This window comes from Mesorhizobium australicum WSM2073 (genome assembly GCF_000230995.2).
Classification (GTDB): Bacteria; Pseudomonadota; Alphaproteobacteria; order Rhizobiales; family Rhizobiaceae; genus Mesorhizobium; species Mesorhizobium australicum.
In genome coordinates this window covers 260,979-282,755 of record NC_019973.1, presented here as the reverse complement: position 1 = coordinate 282,755, position 21,777 = coordinate 260,979, and the positions used below count along the sequence as shown (strand labels likewise).

The 21,777-nt window shown below is 62.5% G+C and carries 19 protein-coding genes; 6 read left to right on the top strand and 13 right to left on the bottom strand.

The genetic code is table 11. From position 1 onward, the window contains the following. Positions 1-6: 6 nt before the first annotated feature. The 5 genes from MESAU_RS01285 to MESAU_RS01265 all read right to left on the bottom strand — a co-directional run bounded on the left by MESAU_RS01285 (position 7) and on the right by MESAU_RS01265 (position 6,619). Positions 7-1,266 carry a glycosyltransferase family 4 protein gene (locus MESAU_RS01285; RefSeq protein WP_245262933.1) on the bottom strand — a complete coding sequence of 420 codons (1,260 nt, stop codon included), beginning with the start codon at positions 1,264-1,266 and terminating at the stop codon, positions 7-9. 205 nt (positions 1,267-1,471) lie between these two features. Continuing rightward, the gene (locus MESAU_RS01280) at positions 1,472-3,001 is read right to left on the bottom strand and encodes a mercuric reductase (protein ID WP_015314238.1); all 1,530 of its coding nucleotides are present in this window, start codon (positions 2,999-3,001) and stop codon (positions 1,472-1,474) included. Beyond that, on the bottom strand, positions 2,991-4,331 hold the full coding sequence (locus MESAU_RS01275; protein WP_015314237.1) for a glucoamylase family protein: 1,341 nt from the start codon (positions 4,329-4,331) through the stop codon (positions 2,991-2,993). The genes MESAU_RS01280 and MESAU_RS01275 overlap by 11 nt, the downstream gene beginning before the upstream one ends. Continuing rightward, positions 4,324-5,763, bottom strand: a complete 1,440-nt coding sequence (locus MESAU_RS01270; protein ID WP_041163244.1) for a GH39 family glycosyl hydrolase — start codon at positions 5,761-5,763, stop codon at positions 4,324-4,326. Before MESAU_RS01270 ends, MESAU_RS01275 begins: the two co-directional genes overlap by 8 nt. 103 nt (positions 5,764-5,866) lie before the next feature. Then, positions 5,867-6,619, bottom strand: coding sequence for an SDR family NAD(P)-dependent oxidoreductase (locus MESAU_RS01265; protein ID WP_015314235.1), 753 nt, complete (start codon positions 6,617-6,619; stop codon positions 5,867-5,869). A 463-nt stretch (positions 6,620-7,082) separates the two neighbouring features. On the opposite strand from MESAU_RS01265, the gene MESAU_RS01255 reads away from it, so the two are divergent. Continuing rightward, complete coding sequence (locus MESAU_RS01255; RefSeq protein ID WP_015314234.1) at positions 7,083-8,381, top strand: O-antigen ligase family protein; 1,299 nt, start codon at positions 7,083-7,085, stop codon at positions 8,379-8,381. 190 nt (positions 8,382-8,571) lie between these two features. Here MESAU_RS01255 and MESAU_RS01250 read toward each other — a convergent pair whose 3' ends face one another. Both MESAU_RS01250 and MESAU_RS01245 read right to left on the bottom strand, forming a co-directional pair. Then, positions 8,572-9,828 carry a polysaccharide biosynthesis/export family protein gene (locus tag MESAU_RS01250; protein WP_041163581.1) on the bottom strand — a complete coding sequence of 419 codons (1,257 nt, stop codon included), beginning with the start codon at positions 9,826-9,828 and terminating at the stop codon, positions 8,572-8,574. An 85-nt stretch (positions 9,829-9,913) separates the two neighbouring features. Then, a complete protein-coding gene (locus MESAU_RS01245; RefSeq protein ID WP_015314232.1) occupies positions 9,914-10,591 on the bottom strand; it encodes a sugar transferase in 678 nt (225 codons plus the stop codon). 599 nt (positions 10,592-11,190) lie between these two features. On the opposite strand from MESAU_RS01245, the gene MESAU_RS01240 reads away from it, so the two are divergent. After that, positions 11,191-11,466 carry a hypothetical protein gene (locus MESAU_RS01240; RefSeq protein ID WP_015314231.1) on the top strand — a complete coding sequence of 92 codons (276 nt, stop codon included), beginning with the start codon at positions 11,191-11,193 and terminating at the stop codon, positions 11,464-11,466. Positions 11,467-11,488: 22 nt separating this feature from the next. On the opposite strand, the gene MESAU_RS01235 is transcribed toward MESAU_RS01240, so the two are convergent. From MESAU_RS01235 to MESAU_RS01210, 6 genes are all read right to left on the bottom strand, one after another. After that, positions 11,489-13,333 (bottom strand): ABC transporter ATP-binding protein, encoded by a 1,845-nt coding sequence (locus MESAU_RS01235; RefSeq protein WP_015314230.1) that lies wholly within the window; start codon positions 13,331-13,333, stop codon positions 11,489-11,491. Further along, positions 13,326-14,303: a phosphoenolpyruvate carboxykinase (ATP) gene (locus MESAU_RS01230; RefSeq protein ID WP_015314229.1), complete on the bottom strand. Its 978-nt coding sequence runs from the start codon at positions 14,301-14,303 to the stop codon at positions 13,326-13,328. Before MESAU_RS01230 ends, MESAU_RS01235 begins: the two co-directional genes overlap by 8 nt. Beyond that, positions 14,300-16,222: a lasso peptide isopeptide bond-forming cyclase gene (locus MESAU_RS01225; RefSeq protein WP_015314228.1), complete on the bottom strand. Its 1,923-nt coding sequence runs from the start codon at positions 16,220-16,222 to the stop codon at positions 14,300-14,302. The genes MESAU_RS01230 and MESAU_RS01225 overlap by 4 nt, the downstream gene beginning before the upstream one ends. Next, positions 16,219-16,611 (bottom strand): lasso peptide biosynthesis B2 protein, encoded by a 393-nt coding sequence (locus tag MESAU_RS01220; protein ID WP_245262932.1) that lies wholly within the window; start codon positions 16,609-16,611, stop codon positions 16,219-16,221. Before MESAU_RS01220 ends, MESAU_RS01225 begins: the two co-directional genes overlap by 4 nt. A 109-nt stretch (positions 16,612-16,720) precedes the next feature. After that, entirely contained in the window at positions 16,721-17,020 is a 300-nt protein-coding gene (locus MESAU_RS01215; RefSeq protein WP_015314226.1) for a PqqD family protein, read from the bottom strand. A 135-nt stretch (positions 17,021-17,155) separates the two neighbouring features. Further along, the gene (locus MESAU_RS01210) at positions 17,156-17,308 is read right to left on the bottom strand and encodes a lasso peptide (RefSeq protein ID WP_015314225.1); all 153 of its coding nucleotides are present in this window, start codon (positions 17,306-17,308) and stop codon (positions 17,156-17,158) included. A gap of 506 nt (positions 17,309-17,814) precedes the next feature. Here MESAU_RS01210 and MESAU_RS01205 point away from each other — a divergent pair. The 4 genes from MESAU_RS01205 to exoK all read left to right on the top strand — a co-directional run bounded on the left by MESAU_RS01205 (position 17,815) and on the right by exoK (position 21,735). Then, positions 17,815-18,945 (top strand): nucleotidyltransferase family protein, encoded by a 1,131-nt coding sequence (locus MESAU_RS01205; protein ID WP_015314224.1) that lies wholly within the window; start codon positions 17,815-17,817, stop codon positions 18,943-18,945. 64 nt (positions 18,946-19,009) lie between these two features. After that, positions 19,010-20,032 carry a glycosyltransferase family 2 protein gene (locus MESAU_RS01200; RefSeq protein ID WP_015314223.1) on the top strand — a complete coding sequence of 341 codons (1,023 nt, stop codon included), beginning with the start codon at positions 19,010-19,012 and terminating at the stop codon, positions 20,030-20,032. A 291-nt stretch (positions 20,033-20,323) separates the two neighbouring features. Beyond that, on the top strand, positions 20,324-20,725 hold the full coding sequence (locus tag MESAU_RS01195; protein WP_015314222.1) for a hypothetical protein: 402 nt from the start codon (positions 20,324-20,326) through the stop codon (positions 20,723-20,725). 143 nt (positions 20,726-20,868) lie between these two features. Then, complete coding sequence (exoK, locus tag MESAU_RS01190) at positions 20,869-21,735, top strand: endo-1,3-1,4-beta-glycanase ExoK (protein WP_083882941.1); 867 nt, start codon at positions 20,869-20,871, stop codon at positions 21,733-21,735. The last annotated feature ends 42 nt before the right edge of the window (positions 21,736-21,777 follow it).

The window sequence follows — 21,777 nt, the reverse complement described above, 5'->3', positions numbered from 1 at the left end:
GGCGGCTCATGGGGTGATCCGAGATGGCTGGTCGTCATCGCCGTCATTGTCCAGGGCAAGCCCGGCACGGACGGCATCGCGGATCGCCTGCGGGCCAAACCTTGCCCATACTGCCTGGTGGGCGCGCACGCGCTGCCTTGCCCGGCGCCCGGCGTCGCGTGAAAGTTGGACGGCCATGGCGGCCAGGCCTTCGTCGCTGGCCGACAGCAGCACCTCGTCGTTCTCGACCAGGCCGAGGCCCTCGGCCGCGAGCGGTGTCGCGATCACCGGCACCCCCCAAGCCATCGCCTCCAGAATCTTGATGCGCGTGCCCCCGCCCGCCCTGAGCGGGATGATGCTGAGATGCGCGCTGGACAGGAGCGGCGCCACGCTTTCGGGATCTTCAACGAGCTCGACATCGGGCAACCCGCGCAGGGCCAGCACGGCCGGTTCCGGGCCGCGTCCGGCGAGAACTAGCTTCGCGCCGGGCAAGGCCTGGCGGATGCGGGGCAATATGGTCCGGGCCAATCGCACGGCGGCGTCGACGTTTGGAGGATAGCCGAGATGACCGATGAAAAGGATCACCGGAAAGCCGCTATTGGCCGACGGTTCCGGGGGCAGCACATCGGGAATCGCCTCGACGTTGGGAATCCCATTGGGAACGACATCGATGGGCATCGCGCGCCCGCCAAAGCGCATCAGCTTCTCGCGATCCTCGTTCGAGCAGATCCAGACCCTGTCGACAAGGGCGAGCGCCTTTCTTTCGAGATGCCTGATGCCAGGCACCGATGCGGCAACGGAAGGGCGCGATGCGGTCGCTTCGGCGCGTTTCATCTGCGCGGACAAGTCGGACTCGACATTGTGCATGTCGAGGATGAGCTGCTTTGCCAGCGATCGCAAAGGCCGCAGCAGCTTGAACAGGCCGATGCTCTCGACCACCACGGTGTCAGGGCGGAATTCGAGGATCAGTGCTTCCAGCCGCGCCAGGGCCGCGCGCGAAATGCGATGCTCCTCCCTTATACGCCACCATCCGATGGAAGCCGTCCGGGGCTCTCCCTCGATCGACAGCGCCTCGGTGCGGATCAGCGGATTGGGCGCGGTCATGGCGATGGCCCTGGGCCGCACCGAAGCCAGGCAGACCGGTCCGAACGCGGCCGCCGCCACGGCATTGCGATAGTTGCGCAGATCCGCGCCGGAAGTCGGCGGAAACGCCGGCTCATGGCACACGATCAGCACGCGTCGCCCGCTGCCGCGCGCCGGCATGTCGGCATCGGGCCGCGCGCTCAAGACGGACGCCCGACGCTTCGCGCCAGGAGTTGCGCAAGCTCTTTCTCGGACGACATTAACGAGGCCCCCGCAGCCACAGAAATCAGCTTCGACTTGTTTAGCCGAACCGTGCTTTCGTCAAGCGCTGGATCACAGTCTGATGCCCAGCGCGCTTGCCTTGCGGATCGGTCGCAATGCGGATCCGGCTGGGACCGAGCGCAAAGGCTTATCGCCTGGACCAGGCCAGCCAGCGGGCCGCCAGGCGCCTGCGCAATGAAGTGAACCGTGTCCGTCGGTAAGCGTCGCCCGCCATCTTGATGCCTTGCGCCTGTGTCGGGAAGGGATGGATGACATCGGCCAACGCATGCAATCCCATGCCCGAACGGATAGCGAGGGTCACGGCATTGATCATCTCGCCGGCATGGCTGGCGACGACCGTCGCCCCCAGGATGCGGTCGGATCCCTCCCTGACGTGGATCTTGACGAACCCTTCCTCTTCGCCGTCCATCACGGCGCGGGCGACATCGTGCATCAGGACCGTATAGGTCTTGACCGGAATGCCGTTGCGCCGCGCCTCCAGGGGATAGAGACCGACATGGGCGATCTCCGGATCGGTATAGGTGCACCAGGGGATAACGAGTTCGCTGAGCCTTTCGCGGCCGCGAAACAGGGCATTGCGCACGACGATGCGCGCTGTTGCCTCGGCGGTGTGGGTGAACTTGTATTCGAGGCAGACGTCGCCCGCCGCGTAGACATTTGGGTTGGTGGATCGCAGATAATCGTCGACCTTGATGCCGCTGGCGTCATAGGCCACGCCGGCTTCATCGAGGCCCAGGCCATCGACGTTGGGCGAACGGCCGACGCCAGTGATGATCTCATCGACCGTAATCGTCGTCGTGTCGCCATCCCGCATCAGGTCGGCGGCCTTCTTCTCGCCCTCCATCCGCACCGCCACCACTTCGGTGTTCAGCCGCACCTCGATCCCCTCGCGCGCCAGCGCATCCGAAAGGATCTGCGCGGCGTCGCGCTCCTCGCCGGGCAGGAACATCGGATCGCTCTGCGCCAGGATGACCCTGGCGCCGAGCAGGCAGAAAGCCTGCGCCGTCTCGCAGCCGAGCGGCCCGCCGCCGATGACGAGGAGCCGCGGCGGGCATTGCGTAAGGTCGTACATGGTCTCGTTGTCGAGATAACCGGCCTCGGCAAGCCCCGGAATCGCGGGCCCGCTCGCATGCGCGCCCGTCGCGACCAATGCCTTCTTGAAATGCAGGGTCCTGTCCGCGACCACGACGGTGTCCGGTCCGGCGAAGCGCGCTTCGCCGAAATAGAGGTCGATGCCCTCGGCTGCGACGGAAACGGCCGAATTGGCACGGCTGATCCGCTGCCGTATCTGCCGCATCCGTGTCATCGCCCGTTGAAAGTCGACACGAAGGTGGTCTGGCGGGTCGCCGCCAAAGCTCTCGGCATCGCGCATATCGGCATAGAGCCTGGCCGTGCGGATGATCGACTTCGACGGGATGCCGCCGACATTGACACAGGCACCACCGATCAGCCCGCGTTCGATCAGCGCGACCTTCGCGCCAAGGCTCGCGGCGTCACGCGCGGCGGTCAGCCCGGCCGGCCCGGCGCCGATGACAACGAGATTGTAGGGGCCGTTCGGGGTCGGGTTCTTCCAGTGCGCGGGATGCGCGCGCCTGATCAGTTCGACGTCGTTGCTGTCGACGGGGAAGATGGCGGCTCTCGTCGGTTCACGCGACATCGCGCCCTCCGGGTACCGGCCGCGACAGCCATCCGCCGGTGAAACCCGCCTTGCCCAGGCCGCGACGGATATGGGGATTGGAACGCATCAGCTTCCAGATCAGTCCGGAACGGTGGTTTTCGATCATCATCACCGCGATGCCCTGGTCGAGCCCGTAGTGGCCTTCCGAGACCCAGCCGTTGCGGCCGAATTTGCGGCGGTTGGCCAATGTCGGGTTGAAACCGCTCGGCAGGCGGAAATCGTCGAGAACCTCCGGATAACGATCGACGAGGTGACGCAGCGCCGCCAGGCAAATGTCCGGCGCGAAAGGCAGCGACGCCGGATAGGACCATGGCGCGATTGTCCCGTCATCCGGTCCGAAAGGCGCGCCGCGCGCGGCATAGCCGGAAAACCGGTGGGTCCGCCGCTCCACGCTGGCGCGGAAGCCGCCCGGTCCGTCTCCGGCCGAAAGACCCCACAAATTCTCGCCATAGCCGTCAAAGCCGTAAGGGTTGTGCCGGGCGTAGTCGCGGTGAAGGTATGTCGAGCGGCGGCTGTTTTCGAAATAGTCCGAATTCTTCTCCCGCATGAAAGCGTCGCGGATGCCTGCGAAATCGATCCAGGCATGCGAGAACTGGTGCATGAACAGCGGCCCGCCATAGAGCACGTCGTGGCCGTAGATGTTTTCCCATTGATAGGTCGCCGTCCAGGCCTCGTAGCTGTCGTCCGAGGTCGGGCGGTCCGGAGAGGCCATCGACAGCACATAGAGGATCGTCGCCTCGTTATAGCCTTCCCAGCCATAATGCAGAAAGCCGCTCCTCGGCTTCCAGCCCTGGCGGAGCGTTGGGCTGCTGCCTTGCGCCCATCGCCAGTCGACGCGCCTGTAGAGCGCCTCGGCCAGGAGGCGGATTTCGGCTTCCTCGTCGTTGTCGCCGGAAAAATAGGCGCTCGCCACCAGCATGCCGGCGATCAGCAGGGCGGTATCCACCATCGACAGTTCGCAGCGCCAAACGCGCAAGCCGCTCCTCAAGTCGAGAAAGTGGTAGTAAAAACCCTTGTGGCCGGTGACGTCGTGGCCGCTGCCTTGCGTGCTGGTCTGGAAAAAGCGTAGCGCCGCAAGGGTCAGGCAGGCAGCCGCATCACGCGTTATCCAGCCACGTTCGACGCCGATCGGATAGCAGGACAGGGCAAAACCGACGACGGCGATGCTGCACGGCGAATTGGGCCGCGACGTGTCGGCGACCAGCCCGTTGTCGGGGTTCACGTTCTCCAGGAAATAGCCGAACGCGGCGCGTTGACAGCGGTCCAGCAGTTCGTCATCGGCCAGCGCGGCGGGATCTGCTCTAAGCAATCGATAAAAACTCCAGCCTGATGGCAGCAACGCCTTGCGCAGGTACTGTGACATCGAACAGAAGGGTATGACCGTTGAAGGCGATCGCTTGCGCCTGTTCCGGCATCGCCGAGGCCGCATGCAAATGCTCTACCATTGCTCGGCTCAGGTAATCGGGACTTCCCATTGTCACCCATAGCGCCTTGGGGTTGGCATTTGCCGCATCGACGCGTCGGATGGTTGCCGTGTCGGGCCGCCGTGCATTCTCAAGTTGAATATGCACGATCTCGTTCGCGACCGGATGCCGCGGCAAGGCGAAGTTGGAAATCAGCACGGTCAACGAATTTCCGTCGCGCACGGACCAACTGTCGACGGTGGGATGATTGCCTTGAGTCGACAGGATTTCGGTTCCAAGGCCATGTAGCATTTCGAAGGCACGGTAAGCCGGTTTGGCGACGCCGTGAAGGTTCATCAGGCCGAAACCACCATGAAAGGGTAGGGATGGAAAATAATTCTCTTCGAAAATATCCGAAAAGGTCCAGTAGCTGTAGCCCTGAACCAGCCCTCTCGCCTCCATGACCGTCTTGACGATGAAGGCGGCGGCATAGGGCTCGTCGTGCATGGGATCGCGCGGGTTCGACGATGTGCACCATTCGGTGTAGTAGAGCGGACGGTCGCCTGCCTGCCGTCGTGCGGTGCGCGCTTCCTCGCGCAGGACGCTTCGCGTGCTTTTCGAGAGCTGGGCTTCGGTGTCGTCGCCAGGCTGGCCGAAGGCATCGGTCGGATAATGGTGCGTGCTGACGAAGTCCGCGGGAAGGCCGTTCTGGCCACAGTAAGCGATGAACTCATCGATCCAGGCATTGTCGGCTGTGGCTGGTCCGCCGACCTTCAAATGCGTGTCAACAGATTTGATTGCTCTTGCCGTGTAGGCATACAGCTTGAAATAATCCTCCTGTTTGCCGCTGCCGAACGCCTCGAGATTGGGTTCATTCCAGACCTCGAAGAACCATTGCCGCACCTCGTCGAGGCCGTAGCGATCAACCCAGTGAGCGACGAGCTTCGAAATCAGCGTCGACCACTGGTCGTAGTCCTTCGGCGCGCTGACATTGGCGCGATAACGGAAGACGATCTTTCCGGACGACGACAGCATCGTCGGCGTGAAACTCAGCTCGACGAAGGGGCGCATGCCGATCGACAGCAGGAAATCGAAGATCTGATCGGCATTGAAGAACGAATAGAGCGGCTTGTCGTCCTGGTCGATGAGCGTGCCCATGTCGTCATCGAGCAGCCCGTGAAAACGGACATGGCGAAAGCCGAGTTCGTCATGCGCCCGGCGCATCTGCGCCTGCCAGTCCGCGCGCAGAGCGAGCGTCGCGTGGCCGCTGCCGACCGTATGTTCCCAGAAGTGGGGGAATTCCTCGCCTTGGACGCCGAGATCGCAGCGAAAGGTCACACCCGTGGAACTGTCTGAAATCTTTGCCGTTTCTACACCTTCCATCCCCGACTATACGTCGGCGATGGCATATCGTTGCCTGCTCACGCGGATTTGTAGTGCATCAGTAGGTGGCGCGGCCGCCCGAGACGTCGAACACAGCGGCCGTGGTGAACGAGCATTCCTCCGAGGCGATCCATGAGATCAGCGCCGCCACTTCTTCGACCTCGCCGAACCGCGCCATCGGTATCTTGGAGAGCATGAAATCGATGTGCTCCTGCTTCATCTGCTTGAAGATCGCGGTGCGCACGGCGGCTGGCGTCACGCAGTTGACCGTCACCTTGGTTTTGGCGAGTTCCTTGCCCAGCGACTTGGTCAGGCCGATCACCGCCGCCTTCGAGGTGCTGTAGGCGGAAGCGTTGGGATTGCCTTCCTTGCCGGCGATCGAGGCAATGTTGACGATGCGGCCATAGTTGCGCTCGAGCATGTGTGGCACCAGCGCCTTGTTGCAGTAGAAGACGCCGTTGATGTTGATGTCGATGACCCCACGCCAGTCCTCGACCGAATAGGACCAGGTGGTCATGTTGGGGCCGGTGATGGCCGCACTGGTGACCAGTATGTCGACCGCGCCGAAGGCGTCGATCGTCGATCGTGCGGCGACCTCCACACTTGCCGCATCCGCAACGTCCAACGTCACTCCACGCAGGCCGGGAACAATGGCTTTCGCCTGTTCGATCTGTGCGGGATCGCGATCCCAGACGCAGACGCGCCCGCCTTCGTCGACGATCCTCTGCGCGACCGCCAGTCCGATGCCCGAGGCGCCCCCGGTGATGACCGCCGACCGGCCTGAGAAGCGCCCCGCGAAATTCATTGGCATGTGTTCCCCCTGTTCATGTTGGCTGAAGGCGCCCCGCGTGCTGGCCGGTCCTGGGACTGTGAGGTGACCGCCGACCGAGTTCAAGCCGGCATGCGGCCGGATCGTCTGGGCCAATCGGCCGGATTATGGCGCCGTTCATTCGAGTTGGTCGCGCAGCGCTTCCACCATACCCACCACGGCGAGGCCGATCTAGGCATGCGCATGGACTAAGGAAACCTCAAGGGACGCGCCTCGTTCCTGATGGGCAGTCGGAGCACATGACCGATTGGCCCGTCCACGGCCGAGATCTCTCGGCGATCGCCGCGCTGTAAGACAAGGTGACCGGATTTGCCATTGAGCACGGGGTGCGATAGGTTATATTGCACTGCACAATGGAGGCGCCGTTTCTTGTACGACCCTGTTTGCGGATATGCCGGCTGGTTTGCGGCCTGCCGGTCCTGGGTCGTGTCGACGGGACCGTGAGATGAAAATTCCCAAATCCCTGCTCGTCGATCCCGAGAAGAATTCGGTCTATGGCAGCTTTGCCGTTGCCGTTTCGATCTGGGCGTTCTCCTATTCCGTCATTTTCGGCCAGGTGCTGATCCTGGCCTATTATGCCGTCTGGCTTCCGCTTATCCTGGTCGACTACCGGCGTTTCCTGCGGCAACTGTCCAGCGCCTGGCTGCCGCTGCTCTTTGCGGCCTATGTCTGCTTTTCCATATTCTGGTCGCAGGCGCCCGGCGTCACCGCCAGAACGGCGGTCCAGTACTTGTCCCATATCGCCTGCGCCTATGTCGCCGCACGCACCGTCAGCGTGCGCACCCTGACAATAGGCGCCCTGGTCGGCATATTCTTCGTCCTGCTCTATTCGCTGAAAGTCGGCGCCTATTCCGAGGACGTCCTCGACGGCACCTATAATTTCGTCGGCGCCTTCGCCTCCAAGAACCAGATCGGCTTCGTCGGCTCGCTCGGCATCTATTTCTCGGTCGTGTTCCTTGCTTTCCTTCGGCGTGGCCGGCTGAGTTTCATGCTGACCGTGCCGGTCGTGCTGTTGTCGGCCTATGTGCTGGTCGTCTCGCATTCCGCCACCTCGATGGCCTCGATACCGGCGGTTCTGGCGCTGGTGGCGCTTCTTGCGATGAGCAAGCTTTTGTCGCGACGCTACCGCCGGGTGATCTTCCTGGTCGGCGCCGGCATGATCGTCGTGGTGGCCATCGTCGCCCTCAATCTCGGGCTCATGGACTTCGTGCTTGGCATCTTCGGCAAGGATTCGACGCTCACCGGGCGGACTTATCTGTGGGAGCAGGGCTGGAACGCCGCGATGCGATCGCCGATCCTTGGCGTCGGCTATGCAGCCTATTGGGTGCAGGGCTTTGCCGAGGCGGAGCGGCTGTGGAACGAATTCTACATCAGCACCCGCACCGGCTTCCATTTCCACAACACCTATGTCGAAGCCCTTGTCGAACTCGGCTTCACCGGGGCGGTGCTGATATCGCTGATCATGCTGCGCACGCTCCTCGGCCACATCGCGGCGGTGGTCTTCAAGACATGGCAGGCCGAATCGGTGGTTCTGATCGGCGTGATGGTGCTGCTGCTCATCCGCTCCTTCGTCGAGGTCGAGATACTCAACCCCTACATCATGGGTTCATTCCTGATGTATTTCAGCTTCTTCAAGCTGGCGAGGCTGCCGGTCACCCGCACGCGATGGTCGCCGGCTTTCGAGCCGGGGGATGCCAAGGCCGGACAGGCAGCCTGGCCTCACCGTCCCGCGGCAGCCGAGTAATGATGAGAGTCCGCTAAAGCCATCGCGGGAAAACCGCGTAGCGGTTCCGTTCGGGATTGCGTCAACAGCCATTCTGGTTTTCCGGTGCTGAAAATATATCAGCAAAAACCTCCGCCAAGCAGGCTTGGCGGAGGCTCAAGGCCCTTGCGCTATGGATCGAACGCGGCGGGCCGCGCGACCTTCCGCGTCTCTACTGGCTGGCTAGCGGCGCCAGCTTGATCTTGATCACATCGCCAGGCAGTACCGGTGTGTCTTCCTTGGCGGCGATTTCGCTGGTCTTGCCGTCGACATTGCGCACCAGCGAATAGAGCAAGGTAGGTTGCTGGTCGTTGGTGATGGCGGCCGTCGTTGCCGGATCCGTGGCCTGGGCTATCAGGCCTTTTTGCATATTCACCTTCAGCGCGGCCTCGTTCAGGTCGGCTTCGGTCTGCTGGCGATCGGCGGCGAGGCTCGAACTCAAGGTGTTCTGGGCGTCGATGGCGTCCTGCGTGGCCTTGCTGATCGCCTGCTTGGCGGTCAGGATGGCTGTCTCGTAGTCCAGGATCTTGCCCTGCAGGTCGGTAACGGACTGCTGCGAATCCAGAAGCCTGGCATTGGCCACCAGTCCCTTCTGGGCCAGCGGACCGATGCTGGCCAGCTGTTGCTGGGCCAGGTCGACCTGCTTCTGCTGGTTGACGATCTTCTTCTGCAGCGATTCGATTTCGGCCTGCAGCACACCCTTGAGATCGTCGAGCGCCTCGAGCTTGAGCTTCAGCGCCTTCTGGTCGGCGGTAAGGATTGTCATCTCGTCGGCGACGATGGTCGGCAGCCGCGGATCGCCTTCGACCTCCTTGGGTGCCTCAAAACTCGTCTTGCCGGCCATATCGGCGTCGATGCGGGCGCGCTTGACGATCAGCCGAACGCGCTGGTCGTCGGAGATATCGAAATTGCCCTTGGCGGTGACCAGGTCCTTGCCGAGCTGGGGACCGTAGTCGGCGTTGCGCCTGATGCCTCCGGCGACGCTGATCGCTTTCAGCACCGTAAGATCGGGCACAAAGGGAAATTGCCCGGGATTCTGCACCTCGCCCGAAATGTAGAAGGGGCGGAACTGTGCCATTTCGACCGAGGCTTCAGGCTTGTCCGATAAAGCGAGCTTGTGCTGCAGCGCCTCGCCGATCGCCGCGGCGACCTCCGCCGTAGTCTTGCCGGCCGCCGGCAACTCGCCGACGAAAGGCACCGACAGCGTGCCTGCCGGGCCGATCGTATATTGGCCATTGACCGACGACCAGTCGCGGAACGTGCTTTCGACGGTCTGCCATTCCGCGATGCGGATGGTGAGCTTGTCCTGGGAGCCCAGACGGTAATCGTCGGCGGCGGCCATCTGGGGAAAAGCAAGCGACATCGCAAGGCAGGTCGCCACGAGCCGCGAGCGGCCGGAAAACGGGCCGCTGCCAAAGGCTTCGAAAATGTCTATCTTCAACTGAGCGTTCCGATCCGTTTTAGCCCCATCGCCCGATGAGCTTGCCGCCGGATGCCTTGATCCTGCCGGCCGATCAGTAAGAGCCGCGCGACATCCAGACGGCCGGCACTGTTCTGATGATGATGCGAACGTCCTCGAACAGCGACCAGTTCTCGACATAGTGGCGGTCGAACGCGACGCGGCTGTCATAGGAAACGTCGTTGCGGCCGCTGACCTGCCACAGGCCAGTCAGGCCGGGCCGGGACTTCAGATAATAGACAGCCGCGCTGCCATAGATTTCCAGTTCGTCCCGGACCACCGGGCGAGGCCCGACAAGGCTCATGTCGCCCTGGAGGATGTTGATGATCTGCGGCAATTCATCGAGGCTCAGCTTGCGCAGCACCGTTCCGACGCGGGTGACGCGTGGATCGTTCTTCAGCTTGCGGGTCGCTATCCATTCCGCATTGGCCTCTGGATTGGTCGCGAGATAGGCTGCCAGCACCTTGTCGCCGTCCGGAACCATGGTGCGGAACTTGAGGCAGGAGAAGAGCCGTCCGCCGCGCCCGATTCGGCGGTGACCATAGAAAACCGATCCGCCATCGGAGAATTTGACGAGCAGCGCTATCATGATGAACAGCGGGCTGAGCGCGATCAGTCCAGCCAGCGAACCGACGATGTCGAAACTCCGCTTGATGAGGCCGCCGATCGGCGGCGGAAAGTCGGTGTCGGCCTGCGAAAACCCCGCCGTGGCCGACTTGGCAATATCCCTCATACGGAAACTCCATGCGTTGAACGAATGGTTTACCGCACGATACCAAAAAAATGCTGCAGCGCAACACACAATTTCCCACGCCGCTGAAATAGTCGCGTCATGAATTGACTAAATAATAAGCTCGCGCTGCACAAATTTCGAAATGTTTAGCACATTTGTGACAATAAATGGGCAAGCATAAAAAAATCCGGGCGTTTTTAGGGCGTTTTGTGGGCGGCGCGTTCCCAGTGTCGGGATCCAGAGCATACGAGTCCTTACTGACGATGCTATATTCTGGACTATTCACCTAAAATACCATCTAATATTATGGGGTGTACTCCAGATCTGCAATGGCTGCAGGTTGAGTGAAATGCGGCCGGGTGCGTTGCAGCATGGCAGAATCGAACGCGTAAGCGCAATCAAAAATATGTGCGGTTGCCCTTGCCGCCTTCTGCTCGCCTTAATAGAATTGCAAATTATACCTGTCACGGTGGCGACAGGTTGAAAGGCCGGAAGCAACCGGTCGAGAGCGGGTGGTTTAACAAGCCCGCATCACAAGGGACGGCGCTCGGGTGGGGCTATCGTTGGATATACCCGAGCCGGTTTATGGGCTGTTGGGTATGTCGCTTCCAAAATTCATCGTTGGGATGCTGTTCGCGCTCGCGATCGTCGTCGCCTGGTCCTGGCTGGGTGGAGCTTCGCTTGGCACGACACTGCTGCGTGTCATCATCTGCGCGGTGGTCATCCAGGCCGGTTATTTCGCGGTCGTCTATGCCATGATCGCCAGGAGCGCGCCAACGCCGGCCGACAGGCTGCGCGAAGCCGAGAGAAAGCAGAACTCCACCGAAGTGCCCGAGGGCGAGAAGCTGGGCAGCGTCCGGCGGGGGCTGCATTAGATCCACGGGGACATCATCGTCCTCAGGCCACATCGGCGGGTTCGGTTTCCGACTGTTCTCCCGACAGCATCCGGGACAACCGGCTCCCCGGCTTCGCCTTCAACCGCTGATATTGCCCGACCTCCACCACACGACCATCCTCCATCGCCACCACCCAGTCGGCGAAGGCGATCATCGACGGCCGGTGCGCGATGGTCAGGATCGTCATTGCGCCGCGCAGGCCGTCGATCGACCGGGCGATAAGCGACTGGTTCTGCCAGTCGAGCGCGCTTGTCGCCTCGTCCAGGATGAGCAGTGACGGCTTGCGCAGCAACGCGCGTGCCAGCGCGATGCGCTGGCGCTCGCCACCCGAGAGGCGCACGCCGCGGTCGCCGACCACGGTATTCAGCCTCAGGTCCAGTCGGTCTACGAAATCGCCGGCGTGAGCGGCGCGGAGTGCCTTCCACAAGTCGTCCTCGCTGGCCTGGGGCGCGGCAAGGCGCAGGTTCGCCGCGATCGTATCATGCAGCAGGAACACGTCCTGCGGCACATAGGCCACCTGATCGCGCCAGCGGCGGCGATTGCCGGCATCGAGCTCGACGCCGTCGACGAGGATCTTGCCGGTGGTCGGCTCGAGCAGCCCGAGCAGCATGTCGGCGATCGTGCTCTTGCCTGACCCGGACGGGCCGATGAGCGCCGTGACCTTGCCGGCCGGAAGGCCGAAGGTGATGTCGCTCACCACTGCCTTGCCGGCGCCGTCGTCATAGACAAAGGAGACGTCGCGAATGTTCAGCCCCGTATCGAGGGTCAGCTTGCGGGCATCCGTGGATTCGACGTGGCCAGGCTCCCGTTCGGCGTCGAAACGCGCCTGCAGGTTGCGCATTGCCGTATAGGCGGGCAGGTTGATCAGCACCTGCTGGGCCTGCGTCTGCATGTCCATGAAGCGCGGCGCGATGCGCATGAAGACCAGGAGCAGCACGACGATCTCGGCCAGCGACAGGTGGAAGCTGACCAACGCCACATAGATGAAGACGCTCAAGCCCACGACGCTCGCCACCTGGAACACGGCGGTGCCGATCGAAGAGTTGCGGACATAGGCGATATTGTCGGCCTTCATCTTTTCGAGCGTGACCTGCAGCTGCGCGAAATAGCTGGCCTCGACGTTCAGGCTCTTGGCCACCTTGATGCCGCCGAGAAATTCCGAGACCGTGCGGTACTGGTCCTGGCGATTGGTCGTCAGGATCCGGCCGAAGGCGGTGGCTCGCGAGCGAAATGGCTGCAGCGCTATGAACATGACAATGCCGATGACGACGGCAAACGCCGTCATGACCGGCGAGATGAACATGGAAATCACCAGATAGCCCGCCAGCAGCACGGCGATCTGCACCAGCATCAGCAGGGCAAAAGCCGCCCCCTGGACGCGGTCTATGTCGCCGGTCAGGGCATGGTCGAGATCGGAGCCGCGCATGCGCGTGAACACGCCCCAGCGCGCCTTGCCGATGCTCTCGAACAGGTTCATGCGCAAGCGGTTGATGAAATCGAAGAGCAGCCTTGCCATGTATACCGACTTGAAGCGGTTGAAGGCTGCTTGCACGGCAACAAGCCCGACCAGCGCGCAAAGCACCGTCGTCAGCTGCAGCGTTCCGCCGGGCACCAGCCAGCGCACAAACTCGATATTGGGCAGCCTTACCGCGAAATCCTGGTCGGCACGGCCGACCAGGTGCAGCAGCGGCACCAGCAGCAGGATGGAAACGCCTTCCGTCAGGCTGCCGAGGATCAGGAACAGCAGCGCCGTCCAGGTTCGTCGTCCGCCGATCCGGGCAATGACGGCGCCGAATGCCGCGACATCGCGAAACAGCGACAGGCTGAAGACCGATGACCTAGGCATCGCCAGCCAATTCCTTTTCGATCAGCGCCACAGCCTCGCCGATCCTGTCGATGCCCGTCGGAACGTCCAGCCGGCACACGCCGACATGGTTAGCGATCGCTGAACAATGGCGAAGATGCATCGCCGCGAAATCGCCGGAGAGCGCCGCGCGGCCAAACCGCGTCACGTAGGAGAATTTGATGATGGCTGGCAAGGCGGCGATTTGAGGCAGGAGGGTGACCCTGGCCCTTTCGCCGCGCTCGAGGATGTAAATCCTGGCCGCCGGCACCTTGTTGCCGGAGAAGGCGCCGTGCAGGCGATGCTGCATCTTCTCGATTGCCGGATGCACTTGCGGTCGCACTTGCGCTTGCCCAAGCGAGATCGCCGCCGCGGCATCGGCGGCAAGCTTGATCTGCGGAAATCCCGGAACGATCATCGGTTCGTCCGGGTTGGTGAGATCGAGCGCCACGACGTCGTCGGTGAGCAGGTCGTGTCCGGCCCGGATCAGCGCGCTTGCCGTCGTCGACTTGCCGGCGCCCTTGTCGCCCATGAAGATGGCGCCCCTGCCGGCCACCGCGATGGCGCTGGCATGCAGCACCAGCAGGCCGCGCTGGTGCAGCAGCAGCGCCAGCACCGGCCCCAGCAACGGGAAGGCAAGCAAGGCGTCGTCGACGCCGGGCGCCGGCTGGACATCGATGCGGCGGGCGTCGCTGATCAGGAATGCGCCGACGGCCTCCCAGGCCAGATACTGCCGGCCAGGCTCGAAACGGAAGACGGTCGCTGCCTTCGCCGAAGGCTTGGGCATATCGATCGGGCCGATGACGATCTCGATGTCGGCCGTTGCCGGGTCCGCCGGCTCCAGTTCGGGCAGCCACACGTCGGACGCGATGAGCAGGCCGTAGGCGCGGTAGTAACTTCGTTCTCCCGCTGTCCTGTCGCGGTTGGGAAGACGGTCGAGATCGCCGGCGAACGGCTCATGGCGAGACATCATGCGGGGCTCCCGCCATGCTGGACCTGCCGCAGCCACAGCGACAGCGACGCCGAGCGCCAGACATACTGGACATCGAGCGGTGCCGCCTGGTCCGGCTGGCGCAGCAGCCGCGCATAGGCGGCGTTTACTTCCGGCAGGTTGACATAGGGTGCGATGCGACCCGCATCGCCGACCAGCAACTGCTCCAGCAGGTCGCGATGGTTGCGCACCATGCCGTTGACCAGATTGGCGGTGAAATCGATCTTGTCGCGCCGCCACTGTACCGCCGCCGGCAGGATGCCTTCCATGGCGCGGCGCAGCACGTAGCGGCCAAACCCATGACGGAGCTTCTCCTCGCCCGGCAGCCCCAGGCAGAATTCCACCAGCGGCTTGTCCCAGAAGGGATACCGCGGCTCGACGCCGAAATTGGCGGCGGCCTTGTCCAAAACTTCGAAAGAGTGCGGAACATAGCCGTTGGACAGGATCCAGCGGTGGCTGAGCGCGTCGCTGGCTTGGACGCCGGGCGGCATGTAGCCAGCCCGATGGAACCGGTCGATGAGCTCGGTTCGCCTGGCAAGGTCCGGATTGATCAGGTCGCGCCAGCTGCGGCCACGCTTCGATCGGGCAGGCCTGCGCATCCTGTTCAGGGCTCGGTTCCCCAGCTGTCTCAGCCTGGCGATGCGCCAGGCCGGCCCGTAGATGGTCAGGAACTGGAAATAGAGGCCGAGCGTGCTGTCGCCATAGGTGTTGGAGGCGCTGCGGACCTCGCGCCAAAGATCCAGCCACCTGCCGCCATTGGCAAGCTCGTGCAGATGGCCATGCCCCTGTGAAACAACTTCGTCGCCGCCATGGCCGTCGAGGAGCACTTTGATGCCCTTGGCGCCGGCCGTCCGGTAGATACCGCGGGTCAGCGTCAGGCCCGGCGCCAGGAACGTGCCTTCCTGTTCCTCCAGCACCCGTTCGAATTCAGCGAAGGGTGCATAATTGCCGACTGGGATGAACGTCGGATCGGCCTTCTGCTGATCGAGCACGGCATCGATGAACGGGCGCTCGTCCATCGAGGAACCCTTTTCGAACACGAGCGAGAAGGTCGGTAGCCTCGGCTTGCGCTCGGCCGCATTTTGCACTCCCGCCACGCAGGTGATCGAGGATGAATCGAGGCCGCCGCTCAGCATCGCGCCGATCGACGGACTTCCTCGCATGCGGTTGCGGACCGATTGCGCGAACAGATGGGCGAATTCCTCCGCGGCATCAGGCCGCGGTGCTCGCTGCGATGGTTCGATCTGCCAGTACCGGCGCAGCACCAGACGTTGCGCGGTGACGGTGAGGCTGTGACGCGCCGGCAGGGCGAAGATGTCGCTGTAGGGCGTGGACTGCGGGTCATCGGGCAGCCCGGCCAGGAACCCCGAAATCCGGTGCTCGCTGAGGCGCGCACCGACCCCGTCGAGGCCGAGCATTGGCCCGATCTCGGAGGCAAAGGCAAAGCGGCGTTCCGCTGCGTGGTAGTAGAAAGGCTTGACCCCGAAATGGTCTCGCGCGCAAAACAAAAGCTGCCGCTCGGCATCCCAGATGGCAAAGGCGAAGTCGCCTTGCAGATGCACGGGGCACGTTTCACCCCAGCGCAGATAGGCCCGCATCAGCAACGCCGCATCGGCGACCGAGTTGTCCCTGATGCCGAGCCTTGCGAGCAGCTCGTCGCGGTTATCGAGCCGGCAATCGGCGGTGATGGCCAGCTTGCCGCCGGCCATGGTCAGCGGGCCGGGGCCGGCTTCGTCGGTGGTGTTGAGCCAGGCATGGCCAAGCGCGACGCCGCTGTCCTGCCACCACGAGGTTCCGTCGGGACCACGATGGCGTATGCGCGCCAGCATCTGCTGGATGTCGCTCGCCGCTTCAGCCGGCGCGGGGCCTTGTCGCAGCAGGATTCCGGCTACGCCGCTCATCGGCTGCCGTGGTCGATCAGGTGGGCGAAACCATCGACGGATCCGCCAAGCACGATGTGGTCATCGCTGACCAGCCAGGCATGCGCCTTCAATTGCTCGCCCGTGCCGCGCTCGATGCCGATGCGGATGTTCGACGCATTGCCCTGGCGCGCGAGGAGGTATTGGCCCGACAGCGCCTGGGTCAGGCAGGTGGCGCCCGGAACGAACCGTGCTGCGGCGGCAACCCCCCAGGCGACGAGCCGCAACTCGCTCATGCTGGCACACTGGTGCGCGTTGAGCCGCGTCACCATCCCACGCACCCGGTTGTAGGAGAACAATGTCAGCCCGAGCCGGACGGTCGTGACCACCAGCAGGCAGCGGCACAGGAAAAGCGCTTCCGAGCCGCTCAAGGACAAGATCCTGGCCAGGCTGCGCCTGCCAGGCCGCTGCTTCATCGGCCGGGGATTTCTCTGCGTCACAGGTCTTTGCCGCACAGCCATGGCCTTCTGCGACGCCTGCCTAGACGAGTGCCTCATGCTCAAGCCTCGCAAGCCCGTTTTCCGCCAGGCCTTTCAGCAATGCGTCGACGTCGGCCTTGCAGCGTTCGGCGTCGACATTGTAGCGAGCGAGGACGGCGCTGCGGATGTCCGCGATCGGCTTGGGTTCCTGGATCAATTCCCAGATGAAGGCGCCGACACCGTTGAGGCTGTAATAGATATTGGACTTCAGGTTGAGAAGCGCGAGGCCATCGCCGAATTCGCAAGCAACGGCGTCCTTGGTGGCCTTTACGCAATCGTGCTCGGATGGGTTCCAGTTCATCCTAAAACCTCGTTTGCAACACACGGTCTACGCGTCATCAGGTTCAATGGAAAGTCGGGGATTTTCATCCCCGGCTCCATTTCATTGTCTTCGATCCCGGAGGCCCAACGTCATTCCTCCAGAATCAGGCTGGTCTCAGGAGAACGTCAGGTCGCCAATCGGGGTGTGCGCGGGAAACGACGCGTCGATTGCCGTGCTGCCACCACCGCCTTGGGTAATGGTTTCGATTGAACCATGTACTGTCAGGTTTGGCGTTTCGTACTCATGCTTTTCAACATTCTGTTCCATTTTACTCTCCATAAGGACTGGAAACGGCCTGTCGATTGCCGTCAGCACTTTCATGCTGCATCGCAATAGCTGCACAGCAACATTTATGAGTCAAGCCTGATTTACCGGTCGTTAATCAATTATGGGTTGCGGACGTCACCCCGCGTGTAAGAAATCCACCTATTTCGAGATGAAGCCGGGTGTGATTGCCCCTCGTCACACGAGATTCCGTAAACCATTGATTTTGCATGAACAAGAGGAAGCCATGCTTGGCCATTGCCATTGGACAACGCCGAAAGATACTCAACTTTCAGCTGATCCCATCGATGGCCCGGCTGAAGCGCTGCGCTAGGGTGGGAATTTCTCCATACATCTCATCCCCTTCCGCGAAGCTGGCAAACGCTATGGTTGCAAAATTTCGCACTGCGAAAGGAAAGGCTTTACGGCGCCGTCGTTTTTGACGATGCTTTGCTTAGCAGCTGCAGCATACGCTTCGCGCAAACCGCTTTTTGGAGACTGTGCGCTCAATGGCCTTGCCGGAAAGCTCCTATGAAAGACTGCGCGCCACCGACTGCGCCGACGAGATCGCTTATGTGCGGGCCTGCTTACGGTTATATTTCGCGGGGCCGGCCGCCTCGGCCGGTGAAACGTGGACGCCGGGCCTTTCCGACGCTGTCGTCACTGATATCGCCAGGTTGAACAAGGTCGGTACCTTCGTCTTGAAGGCGCTGTCGCGTACGCCGACGCATGAGAGGCCGGCCGAACTGTTCCAGTGGCTCGAAACTTATCGCAGGAGGACGGTGTCGATGAACGCCGCCTGCCTGATGGATTCGATCGCCATTCACGAGGCGCTGCTCGACAGGCGGATTGATTTTGTGTTCCTGAAAGGGCCGTTCCAGCAGCATCTGCTTTACGACGATCATTTCATGAAACCCTCGGGCGATATCGATATTCTGGTTTCGCCTGCCGGGTTCTTGAAGGCACGCGAAGCGTTACGCTCGATCGGCTACGAAGTATCGGGCAAGTCGCGTTCGGTCTGGTGGGTCCGCTTCCTCGGCGAACAGCACATGATCCGTGGCAATGGGTCGAAATCATCCACTGTCGACCTTCATTACCGGCTTCAGCAGCCCGGCTCGCCCAGTCCGCGCGATGCCGACGGGTTCCTGCGGCGAAAGCGGCTGGTCGAGATCACCGGCGCCGAAGTCCCGTTCACGTCGGCTGCCGACACGCTGATGCTGGCCTGCATCAGCGTCGCCAAGGCACTGTTCAACCGGGAGCCTTGCGCCGGCTACGTCTGCGATATCAGGGCCAGCGCCAGCCGTCTCGGCCACGCCGATCAGCAGCGTGTGCTCGATGCGGCGGTGAGCCAGGGGCTGGAGGACACGCTGCTGCTCGGCCTGCGTTCCGCCGATGTGCTGCTCGGCGGCACCGGCACGCTTCTGTCGGAGCGGGCCAAGCCGATCCTGTCGCGCATCGGCAATGAAGACCTGCTCAACATGGTCATCGCGCCATGGCTGTCGTCGCTGCGCTGGCCGCAGCGACGCACGGTGTTGTGGGAATTGTGCGGCCGGGCTCCGGTCCGTTACCTTTCCGAGGCCGGTTGGGCGGCGTCGGCGGACATCAGCCGCCGCATCTTCGAACGGCCAGCCGGCCCGTGAAGGCGGCGAATATCGAACGCGTACAGGGCGAGGGCAGATCGGAACCTGTGCAAGAGGCAATTCCATGTCGATGACGAAATCCCAAGTCTGCGTGATCATCGCGGCCAAAAACGCGGCGCGAACGATCGCCGTCGCCATAGCGTCCGCGTTGCGCGAACCGGAAGTCGGGGAGGTCGTCGTCGTCGACGATGGCTCCACGGACAATACGGCCGAGGTCGCACGCTCTGCCGACGATGGCAGCGGCCGGCTTGCGGTGATGCGCCTCGACGTCAATCGCGGCCCTTCTTTTGCCCGCAATGCGGCGATCGCCGGTTCACGAGCCCCGTTCATCAGCATTCTGGACGCCGACGATTTCTTCCTCGAGGGCCGGTTTCGCAACCTGTTTGTCGGCGCCGATTGGGATTTCGCCGCCGACAACATCATGCTCATCAGGGATGACGCGGCTGGCGATGCAACCAAAATCGTCGCCCCGGATTTTGCCGCCGATCCGGAATTCCTCGATTTCGAAGGATTCGTGGAGGGCAACATCTCCAGGCGCCGCGTCCAAAGAGGCGAACTCGGCTTCTTGAAGCCGGTGATCAGCCGTGCCTTTCTCGACCGCCACGGGTTGCGCTACGACGAGAGCCTGCGACTGGGCGAGGACTACGAGCTTTACGCGCGAGCGGTCGCCCACGGGGCACGGTTCAAGGTCATCCGTTCCTGCGGCTACGGCGCCATTGTCCGCGCCGATTCACTCAGCGGCCGCCACAAGACGCAGGATCTGAAGCGGCTGGCCGATGCCGATCTGGCGCTGCTGGCGATCGACAGCCTGCCGGAAGGGTCGAAAGCAGTGCTACGGCGGCACGAGCGGCATGTGCGCGACAAATACCGGCTGCGCAATTTCCTCGACGTGAAGGCCGAGCGGGGCCTGGCTTCTGCCGCGGCCTACGCCTTTGCAAGCCAATCCAACCTCGTCCCCATCGTCCAGGGCGTGGCGTCCGACAAGATCGAGGCGCTGTTTCGCAGTGTTGGCCTGGTCTCCAGGAACAAGCACGTGCCGCCGCTCCGTTTCCTGATGGCTGGAACCAGTACCGGCAAAGGACGGTAAGGCGCGGTGTTACCTGCCGACCGCGAGGCCGCCACGCAACCATTTCCATCGGATTTATGAGTTTATGAATTGGGTGGTTGCCTCGCGGCTCTGGGGATGGCAGTCTATGTTGCGGTGCAACAAATTAAACGACCAGCCGAACTGGCCCCCGATCGGACTGGTGCGAAGTCTCTCTTCGTCAGAGGAGTTGGGCGACGCGGTTACGAGTTTTCAGCCCCGGTTGCGGGGATCGGCCAGTGGCCTGGCCTGAAAGCCGGTCCAGGAAGCCGGCGATGACGGGAATTTAAGTTCATGGCCTCGATATTCGGCTTCAGATCAAGGGATCCGGCCCGCGACAGGCAGACCGACGTTGCGCGCCTGGACCGGCTGGCGAAGCTGTTCGAGCAGATCGCCGCCGAGATCGAGGCGGAGAAAACCGGCTTGGAGAGCCGCTACCGCAAGGAAGCGACCAACGCGGCCTTTCTGGTCGAAGCCATGGAAAACGGCTCCGCCTCCGATCGCCGCTCGTCCGAAGTCAGCGCGTTGACGCAGTCGATCCTGAACAGCGAGCGCCGCATCGCTGCGCTGTCGCGCCAGGGCGGCAGGATGCGCGAGCTCCGTCATTCGCTGGACGTGGTCTTCGACGAGAATACGACCACCGATCCGGCGGCGACGGTCGAACCGGTCAGGCAGGCGGGAGCCGGCCGAAATTGAAGGCGGCGGCGGGGGACCGTTACGGCGAAGGTGATGCAAGGCTGGACGTCGGGAGGGTGATTGAAAAGGTCAAGGTTGGCCCGTTTGGAAGCGGTTCGAACGTCGACTTTGGGTTGGGGACACAGCGCAAAGGTGAGTCACTCATGAATTCGGATCCAAAGACCATGTCCACGACAGCAATAGACGCCCCTTCAGCCCTGCATTTCTGGCGGCGGTCTGGTCTGGCGGTCGCTTTGCTGCTGGTCGCTCTTGGCAGCCTGCCGGCAACCCCGTCTCATGCGCAGGATATCCAGTCCGCGCCCTCTTTCGTCGACGATTTCAAGAATTTCGACCGCGAGCGCTGGTACGTTTCAGACGGCTGGACGAACGGCAGCCATCAGAATTGCACCTGGTCGAAAGGCTTGGTCAAGCTTTCCGATGGCGTTCTTTCGCTCGGATTCGCGAAGCAGAAGACCAAGGATCGCGAGTTCGCCTGCGGCGAGATCCAGACCAAGCAGCGTTTCGGCTATGGTACCTATGAGGCGCGGATGAAGACCGACACCGGCCCTGGCCTCAACGCGGCGTTCTTCTCCTATATCGGCCCATCCGACAAGCAGCCCTGGGACGAGATCGACTTCGAGATCCTGACCAAGGACACCTCCAAGGTGCAGGTCAACGCCTATATCGCTGGCAAGGGCAAGAACGAGAAGCTGGTCGACGTGCCGGGCGGCACCGACAGTGCCTTCAACGACTATGCCTTCGTCTGGGAGAAAGATAGCCTGCGCTGGTATCTCAACGGCCAACTGGTGAACACCATCACCGATCCCGCGAAGCTGCCCAGCCATGCGCAGAAGATCTTCTTCAGCCTTTGGGGTAGCGACACCATGAAGGGCTGGATGGGAGCGTTTGCGGACCCGGGCCGCAAGCTTTCGCTGCAGGTCGAGCGGGTCGCGTTCACCGCGCTGGGTCAGCCCTGCCAATTTCCGGAATCGCTGGTGTGTAGTGTAAAAGAGCTGGGAAAGACGAATTGAACCGGCAGGGCCGAGAAGCGGTCCGCTGCCCTGGATGGGAAT

What these genes read in the sequence shown, in the direction of transcription:
- MESAU_RS01265 (WP_015314235.1), bottom strand. Translation starts at nt 6,619, where the DNA reads ATGCCAATGAATTTCGCGGGGCGCTTCTCAGGCCGGTCGGCGGTCATC.
- MESAU_RS01255 (WP_015314234.1), top strand. Translation starts at nt 7,083, where the DNA reads ATGAAAATTCCCAAATCCCTGCTCGTCGATCCCGAGAAGAATTCGGTC.
- MESAU_RS01210 (WP_015314225.1), bottom strand. Translation starts at nt 17,308, where the DNA reads ATGGAACAGAATGTTGAAAAGCATGAGTACGAAACGCCAAACCTGACA.
- MESAU_RS01225 (WP_015314228.1), bottom strand. Translation starts at nt 16,222, where the DNA reads ATGAGCGGCGTAGCCGGAATCCTGCTGCGACAAGGCCCCGCGCCGGCT.
- MESAU_RS01230 (WP_015314229.1), bottom strand. Translation starts at nt 14,303, where the DNA reads ATGATGTCTCGCCATGAGCCGTTCGCCGGCGATCTCGACCGTCTTCCC.
- MESAU_RS01215 (WP_015314226.1), bottom strand. Translation starts at nt 17,020, where the DNA reads ATGAACTGGAACCCATCCGAGCACGATTGCGTAAAGGCCACCAAGGAC.
- MESAU_RS01245 (WP_015314232.1), bottom strand. Translation starts at nt 10,591, where the DNA reads ATGAGGGATATTGCCAAGTCGGCCACGGCGGGGTTTTCGCAGGCCGAC.
- MESAU_RS01235 (WP_015314230.1), bottom strand. Translation starts at nt 13,333, where the DNA reads ATGCCTAGGTCATCGGTCTTCAGCCTGTCGCTGTTTCGCGATGTCGCG.
- MESAU_RS01200 (WP_015314223.1), top strand. Translation starts at nt 19,010, where the DNA reads ATGTCGATGACGAAATCCCAAGTCTGCGTGATCATCGCGGCCAAAAAC.
- MESAU_RS01280 (WP_015314238.1), bottom strand. Translation starts at nt 3,001, where the DNA reads ATGTCGCGTGAACCGACGAGAGCCGCCATCTTCCCCGTCGACAGCAAC.
- MESAU_RS01205 (WP_015314224.1), top strand. Translation starts at nt 17,815, where the DNA reads ATGGCCTTGCCGGAAAGCTCCTATGAAAGACTGCGCGCCACCGACTGC.
- MESAU_RS01195 (WP_015314222.1), top strand. Translation starts at nt 20,324, where the DNA reads ATGGCCTCGATATTCGGCTTCAGATCAAGGGATCCGGCCCGCGACAGG.
- exoK (WP_083882941.1), top strand. Translation starts at nt 20,869, where the DNA reads ATGAATTCGGATCCAAAGACCATGTCCACGACAGCAATAGACGCCCCT.
- MESAU_RS01240 (WP_015314231.1), top strand. Translation starts at nt 11,191, where the DNA reads ATGTCGCTTCCAAAATTCATCGTTGGGATGCTGTTCGCGCTCGCGATC.